The 7,124-nt window shown below is 76.0% G+C and carries 6 protein-coding genes; 1 reads left to right on the top strand and 5 read right to left on the bottom strand.

Annotation, left to right across the window (positions count from 1 at the left end):
* The first annotated feature begins 178 nt into the window (after nt 1-178).
* Nucleotides 179-1,528 (top strand): glycosyl hydrolase family 28-related protein, encoded by a 1,350-nt coding sequence (locus ACZ4VL_RS22215; protein WP_468202520.1) that lies wholly within the window; start codon nt 179-181, stop codon nt 1,526-1,528.
* Between the two features lie 74 nt (nt 1,529-1,602).
* Here ACZ4VL_RS22215 and ACZ4VL_RS22210 read toward each other — a convergent pair whose 3' ends face one another.
* From ACZ4VL_RS22210 to ACZ4VL_RS22190, 5 genes are read right to left on the bottom strand one after another with little or no spacing between them, the layout of a single operon-like run.
* Nucleotides 1,603-2,424, bottom strand: a complete 822-nt coding sequence (locus tag ACZ4VL_RS22210; protein ID WP_468202517.1) for an HpcH/HpaI aldolase/citrate lyase family protein — start codon at nt 2,422-2,424, stop codon at nt 1,603-1,605.
* Nucleotides 2,421-3,677 carry a CaiB/BaiF CoA transferase family protein gene (locus ACZ4VL_RS22205; protein ID WP_468202514.1) on the bottom strand — a complete coding sequence of 419 codons (1,257 nt, stop codon included), beginning with the start codon at nt 3,675-3,677 and terminating at the stop codon, nt 2,421-2,423. Before ACZ4VL_RS22205 ends, ACZ4VL_RS22210 begins: the two co-directional genes overlap by 4 nt.
* The gene (gene rbsK / locus ACZ4VL_RS22200; RefSeq protein WP_468202511.1) at nt 3,674-4,579 is read right to left on the bottom strand and encodes a ribokinase; all 906 of its coding nucleotides are present in this window, start codon (nt 4,577-4,579) and stop codon (nt 3,674-3,676) included. The genes ACZ4VL_RS22205 and rbsK overlap by 4 nt, the downstream gene beginning before the upstream one ends.
* A complete protein-coding gene (locus ACZ4VL_RS22195) occupies nt 4,576-5,982 on the bottom strand; it encodes an ADP-ribosylglycohydrolase family protein (RefSeq protein ID WP_468202508.1) in 1,407 nt (468 codons plus the stop codon). The genes rbsK and ACZ4VL_RS22195 overlap by 4 nt, the downstream gene beginning before the upstream one ends.
* Nucleotides 5,979-7,121 (bottom strand): ADP-ribosylglycohydrolase family protein, encoded by a 1,143-nt coding sequence (locus ACZ4VL_RS22190; RefSeq protein ID WP_468202505.1) that lies wholly within the window; start codon nt 7,119-7,121, stop codon nt 5,979-5,981. Before ACZ4VL_RS22190 ends, ACZ4VL_RS22195 begins: the two co-directional genes overlap by 4 nt.
* Nucleotides 7,122-7,124: the final 3 nt, after the last annotated feature.

Genomic DNA, 7,124 nt, shown 5'->3' with positions numbered 1-7,124 from the left:
ACAACCACCCCAAAGCCCCACCCAGGAGCAAAGATCCCCCCCCCCTTCCCCGGCCAGGTCGGGGAGGAACACCCCACCACTGAGGGGGCCGCCACGCCGCAGCGTGGCGCCCCTCTCGCCGTCCCCCCCGTTTGGCATGATCACCCCCGAAGATCCACAACGTGAGGGGCGGGACGACATGACCGAGCGCCGCAGGGTGCTGCTCACCGGGGCCGGAGCCGTCGCCGGACTGGCCGGCGCGGCCTCCATATCCGCCGCCGCGCCGGCCGCTGCGGCATCCGTTCCGGACTGGTTCGACGTCAAGGCGTACGGCGCCGTCGGGGACGGCGCCACCGACGACACGCCGGCCGTCCAGCGGGCCCTCGACGCCGCCCGCGCCGCCGGCGGCGGCACCGTCCACTTCCCCGCCGGGACCTATCTGGTCCGGCCCGCCGCCGGGAAGACCGCGGCCCTCAGCGTCGACGGCGACGGGATCCGCCTGACCGGCTCCGGCGCGAAGACCTCCACCCTGCTCAAGGGCGCCGACTGCACCCTGCTGAAGATGTCCGGCACCGGCCCCGCCTACTCCACCGGCGCCACGCACCGCCGCTACTGCTCCATCGAGAACCTCGGCTTCAACGGCAACCGCAAGACCGGCCTGCTGCTGGAGCTCTACTACAACAACAACTCCTACTTCCGCGACCTCTTCATGTCGGCCAACAACGACATGTGCATCGACGCCGTGGAATTCTGGGACTCCCGCTTCTACAACCTCGTCATCGAGGAGTGCACCGGCCCCGCCGGCAGCACCAAGCAGCCCAACATCTGGCTGCGCAACGCCTCCTCCGCCACCAAGGGAACCTGGGGCCACAGCGAGGACAACATCAACCAGATCCACTTCATCGGCTGCCGCCTGGAGGCCTTCGGCACCGGCGCGCTGTGGATCGGCCAGGGCGCCGTCACCACCAACAACCCCAACGGGATCTACCTCACGGACTGCAAGTTCGAGACCTCCCGCATGCAGGGCGGCCCCCACCTGAAGACCGACGCCGGCTGCCGGCACGTCTACGCCACCAACATCTACTGCTACGCCGGCGACTTCGCCCCCGGAGCCCCCGCCACCGCGCAGAACGTCATCGCCTGGGCGGCCGCCGCCAGCGCCCTGGAGAACGTCGTCATCGCCAACGGCGGCAAGCCCACCGTCAACGCCGGCGTCGCCCTCTACTCCGGCCCCGGCTCCACCGCCGTCCTGCGCAACGTCGTCGGCCTCTACGAGACCGCCCCCGCCGGCCCGCACGTCTACTACGAGCAGTCGAGCACCGGCGACTTCCGGGTGGAGAACAGCTACGGCACCAAGGGCGGGCAGTCCGGCGGCACCGTCCCCACCAGGAACGCGGCCAACCCGCCGCTGCGGCTGGTCCCCGGCCCGGTCACCGACGCCTCGTTCACCCGTCAGCCCGTGGACGGCACCATGGCCGTCGACTCCACGAACAAGCGGCTGTACGTCCGCGTCGGCGGCCAGTGGCTCTGGTCACCCCTCAACGCCTGAGATCCCGGGACGCGGCCCGGCAGCCCGTCGCCCGGCCGGTCGACCGACCGGCCGGCCGCCGGGGTGGGCAACGCTCAGGAGTAGGCCGGCGACTCCCGGCGGGACAGCGCCACCACCCGCTCCGCACCCGCCAGCACCGCCGGATCCACGAACCGGCCGTCGGGCAGGGCCACCGCCCCCGGGCTGCGCCGCGCCGCCGCGACGATCTCCTCGGCGGCACTGACCTCCTCCGGGGCGGGCAGGTAGGCCCGCTCGATCACCGGCAGCTGCCGCGGGTGGATCGCCGCCCGGCCCAGGAAGCCCAGCGCCCGACCCCGGGCGCAGGACGCGGCGAGCGCTTCCATGTCCCGGATGTCGGGGAACACCGACTGGGCGGGCGGCGCCAGCCCGGCCGCCCGGGCGGCCACCACCACCCGCGAACGCGGCCAGTCCAGCCCGGCCTCCCCGCTGATGCCCAGGTCGGCGCAGAGGTCGGCCTCCCCCAGGGACAGCCCGCGCAGGGCGGGGTGCGCGCGGGCGATCTCGTACGCACGCTCCACCGCCAGCGCTGATTCCAGCAGGGCGTGCAGGGCCACCCCGCCGGTGCGGTCCGCGGCCTGGGCGACCTGCTGCGGGGCGGTGACCTTCGGCAGCCGCAGCCCGGACAGGCCGCGCAGCCCGGTCAGTGCGGCCAGGTCGGCCCCGCCCCAGGGGGAGTCGAGGGCGTTGACGCGGACGTGGACGGCGACCGGGGGCCGCTCGGCGAGCAGCTCGGCGGTGGCGGCGCGGGCGTACTCCTTGCGGGAGGCCGACACCGCGTCCTCCAGGTCGACGATGACGGCGTCGGCCCCCGAGCGCAGGGCCTTCGCGACCACCCCCGGGCGGTCGCCGGGTACGTAGAGCCAGGTCAGGATCATAGGGCCCCCTCCATCCGGAGCGCGCTGATCTCGGCCCCGGTCAGGCCGAGCTCGGTGAGGACGGCGTCGGTGTCCGCGCCGTGCGGGCGGCCCGCCCAGCGGATCCCGCCGGGCGTCTCGGACAGACGGAACAGGATGTTCTGCATCCGGAGCGGGCCGAGCTCCGGGTCCTCGACCTCCGTGACGGTGTCCAGGGCCGCGAACTGCGGATCGGCCAGGACGTCCCGTACGTCGTACACCCGGGCGATCGCCGCCTCCGCCTCCTCGAAGGCGGCGACCACGTCGTCGGCCTTGTGGCGGGCGATCCAGCCGCCGACCGCCTCGTCGAGCACGGGCGCGTGGGCGGCCCGGCCGGAGCCGGACGCGAACCACGGCTCGGCCGCCAGCTCGGGCCGGCCGACCAGGCGCAGCACCCGCTCCGCCACGGACTGCGCCGAGGTGGAGACCGCCAGCCAGCGGCCGTCGGCGCTGCGGTAGGTGTTGCGGGGGGCGTTGTTGACGGAGCGGTTGCCGGTGCGCGGCTGAACGTAGCCGAGCTGGTCGTACCAGAGCGGGTGCGGGCCCAGCACGGTCAGGATCGGCTCGATGATCGCCAGGTCCACGACCTGCCCGCGGCCGGTGCGGTCCCGGCCGGCGAGGGCCGTCATCACCGCGTACGCGCAGGTCAGCGCGGCGATCGAATCGGCCAGCCCGAACGGCGGCAGGGTCGGCGGGCCGTCCGGCTCCCCCGTGATCGCGGCGAAACCGCTCATGGCCTCCGCGAGGGTGCCGAAACCGGGGCGGCGGGCGTAGGGGCCCTGCTGGCCGAAGGCCGTGACCCGGGCGAGGACCAGCCGCGGGTTGGCGGCGGACAGCTCGTCCCAGCCGAGGCCCCACCGCTCCAGGGTGCCGGGGCGGAAGTTCTCGACGACCACGTCGGCGGTGGCGGCCAGCCGCAGCAGGGTGTCCCGGCCGCCGGGGGTGGACAGGTCCAGGGTCATCGTCCGCTTGTTCCGGCCCAGCAACTTCCACCACAGGCCGATCCCGTCCTTGGCGGGGCCGTGCCCGCGGGAGGGGTCGGGGCGGCCCGGATGCTCGACCTTGACCACCTCGGCCCCGAAGTCGCCGAGCAGCGTGGCGGCGAGGGGCCCCGCGAACAACGTGGCCAGGTCGAGCACGCGCAGCCCGGCGAGCGGCCCGGCCCCGGCCCCGCCCGCGCCCGCGGTGTCGGGGTCCGGGTCGGGCGGTTCGGCGTCCGGCGCGGTCGGGGTCATGAACCGGCGCCGGCGGTGAAGGCCGCGTCGGTCTCGGCCCGCGCCGGCATCGAGTCCTGGGCCCCCGGCCGCTGCACCGACAGGGACGCCGCCGTCGCCGCCCACGCCAGTGCCTCCCGTACCGGCCGGCCCTCGCCCAGCGCCACCGCCAGCGCCCCGACGAACGTGTCCCCGGCCGCCGTGGAGTCCACCGCACGCACCCGGGGCGCGGGCACCACGTACGGCTCCCGCCCCCGCACCGCGTACAGCGCGCCCGCCGCGCCCAGCGTGACCACCACCTCCGGAACCCGCTCCAGCAGTGCCGCGGCCGCCTGATGGGGGTCCGTCAGGCCGGTCAGCGCCGCCGCCTCGTGCTCGTTGGGCACCAGCAGGTCCACCGAGGACAGCAGCTCCGCCGGAAGCGACTGCGCCGGCGCCGGCGTCAGCACCGTCCGGACGCCGTGCGCGCGGGCCGCGCGGGCGGCCGCCCGCACCGCGGACAGCGGCACCTCCAACTGGAGCAGCAGCGCCCCGGCGGCGGCGATCCGCGCCTCGTCGCCCGCCTCCAGGTCCGTCAGCCGGGCGTTGGCGCCGGGGATGACGATGATGCTGTTGCCGCCCTCGTCGTCGACGGTGATGTGCGCGGTGCCGCTGGCGCCCTCCACGGTCCGCAGGCCCGCCGTGTCGACCCCGGCCGAGGTGAGCGCGGAGCGCAGCCGTACGCCGAACTCGTCGGCGCCGACCGCGCCGATCATCACCACCTCCGCCCCGCACCGGGCGGCGGCGACGGCCTGGTTGGCGCCCTTGCCGCCGGGGACGGTGCGGAACGCCCGGCCGGTGACGGTCTCCCCGAGGCGGGGGGCCTTGGGGACGTAGGCGACGAGGTCCATGTTCGTACTGCCGAGCACGGCGATGGCCGTCATGAGCGTGCTGCCTCCTGTGCGGTGAGCTGGGCGAGGGTGTCGAAGCCGATGCCGTCGAAGCCGGCGACGGTGGTCGCCAGGCGGTTCTTCAGGGGCGCGGCCCAGCGGTCCGGGACCCGGCCGGCCACCAGGGCGGCGACCGAGCCGGCGGTCGCCCCGTTGGAGTCGGTGTCCCAGCCGCCTGAGACGGCACGGCAGACCGAACGGGTGAAGTCACCGTCCGCGTGGGTCAGGGCGGCGGCGACGAGCGCGGTGTTGGGGACGGAGTGGACCCAGTGGTAGTGACCGTAGCGGGCGTGCAGCCGGTCCACGACGCGGTCGAAGTCCCGTTCCTCGCGCGCCGCCCGGATCGCGTGGCGGACGGCCTCGGCGAGGCGCGCGCCGGGTGGTACGACGGCCAGCCCGGCCCGCAGCGCGCCGTGCACGTCGGCCCGGCCGGACGCCGCCTCCGCGATGGCCGCCGCGGCGAACAGGGCGGCGTACAGGCCGTTGCCGGTGTGGCTGAGCGCGGCGTCCCGACCGGCCTGCTCGGCGGCGGCCCGCGGGTCGCCGGGGTTGGTCCAGCCGTGGACGTCGGCGCGGATGAGGGCGCCGATCCACTCCCGGAAGGGGTTGTGGTGGGTGGCCGTCGCCGGGGGCTCCAGCCCGAGCAGCAGGTTCCGGTACGCGGTGCGCTCGGCGGTGAAGGTCCGGCCGGCGGGGAGCTCGTCGAGCCAGAGCCGGCCGACGTCGGCGGTGGTGAAGCGGCGGCCGTGACGCCGCAGGAGCAGCAGGTTCAGCAGCGGGTAGTCGAGGTCGTCGTCCTCGGGCGCGCCGTCGATGTTCTCGGCGAGGGAGGTGGCGGCGGAGCGGCGGTTCCACGGGTACGCGGCCAGCAGGTCGGGCGGCACGCCGCGGGCGGTGAACCAGTCGTCCAGCGGCCAGTTCCCGGCCGCCCGGGCCAGCGCCCGGATCCCCTCCAGCGGCAGCTTCTCCACCGGCTTCCCGAGCACGCACCCCACGGCCCGCCCCACCCAGGCCGCCTCCAGCCGCCCCACCAACCCACCGCCCGGCCCCCCACCACTCCGGGCCCCGTCGGGCCCGGCGTCGGTGGATCGGGGACGGGCCCCGGCGCTCTCCGCCCCGGTGCGCCCGGCTGACGGGGGTCCGGTGGGGGAGGAGGGGCAGGGGAGGGCGGCCAGTTCGGCCAGGAGCCGGACGGCCAGGTCCCGGAGTTCCGGCGGGGCCGGGTCGGCCGAGGCGCCGGCCCGGGCGGGGGCCGGGTGGCCGCCCGCCGCCAGCCAGCGGCGCAGCAGCGGCTCCGCGTCCCGCCCGTCCTCCGCGGCCTGCCGCAGCTCGTGGCCGACGAGGTCCTCCGGCTGCACCCAGGTCAGCCGCAGCCCGCCGCCCGGCGCGCCCCTCACAGGGCCGCGATCGTCGCGAAGGCCGCCTCGTGGGCGCGGCGCCGCGACCGGTCCAGGGCGAAGACCTCCCGGGCCACCGCCGCCAGCGCCGTCGCCGGCGCGTGCAGGTCGAGCCGGCTGGCCTCCGCGACCTGCTTGGCCCAGCCCGTCGGCACCGCGGCCTCGCCCGCCAGGGCCCCGGCGACCGCCCCCGCCATGGTGGCGATGGAGTCGCAGTCCCGCCCGTAGTTGACCGCTCCGAGCACGGCGTCCTCGTACGCGCCGCCCGCCACGACGAGCATGCCGAGCGCGACCGGCAGCTCCTCGATCGAGTGCAGCCGGGACGGCCGCCGGGCGGCCAGCGACGGCGTGCGGTAGTCCGGTCCGACCGAGTCGTACGGGGCCACCGCCGCCCGCAGCGGCCCCAGCGCCGACTCGAAGTCCCGGTGGCGTCCGGCCACTTCGCAGACCGCCTCGATCGCGGCCCGCGTACCGTCCTTGGCCAGGGCGAGTGCGGCGTCCACCACCGACGACACCGTCGCCCCCGGCGCGCACGCGGCCGCTACCGCCGCCGCGAGGACCCCGGCGGCCTCCCGCCCGTACGAGGACTGGTGGGCGCCCGCGATGTCCAGCGCCTCCGCGTACGCGCCCGCCGGATTGCCCGCGTTGACGATGCCGACCGGCGCCACGTACATCGCCGCACCGCAGTTGACGATGTTCCCGGTGCCGGCCTCGCGCGGGTCGACGTGCCCGTAGTGCAGACGGGCCACGATCCACTTCTCGGCGAGGAAGACCCGCTGGAGGGGGAGGGCCTCGGCCTCCAGTTCGGGGATCCACCGCGGCCGGGTCATCAGGTCGGGGACCAGGTGCTCGGCGACCGCGTACGCGTCCAGGTGGTCGCGTACGGCCTCGTAGACCCGGACCAGGGCGTGCGTCATGAGGGTGTCGTCGGTGACGCGGCCGTCGCCCTTGTGGTACGGGGCGATGGGGCGGGCGGTGCGCCAGTCCTCGTACCAGGGGCCGACGATGCCGTGGACGCGGCCGCCGTGGCGCTGCGCGATCTGGTCCGGGGACCAACCCTCCACCGGGCCGCCGAGGGCGTCGCCGACGGCGGCCCCGACGAGGCAGCCGGCCGCCCGGTCTTCCAGAGTGAGCGTCATGTC

It is taken from the genome of Streptomyces sp. NPDC029014 (assembly GCF_055564695.1).
This window is presented reverse-complemented; position numbering and strand designations above follow the sequence as displayed.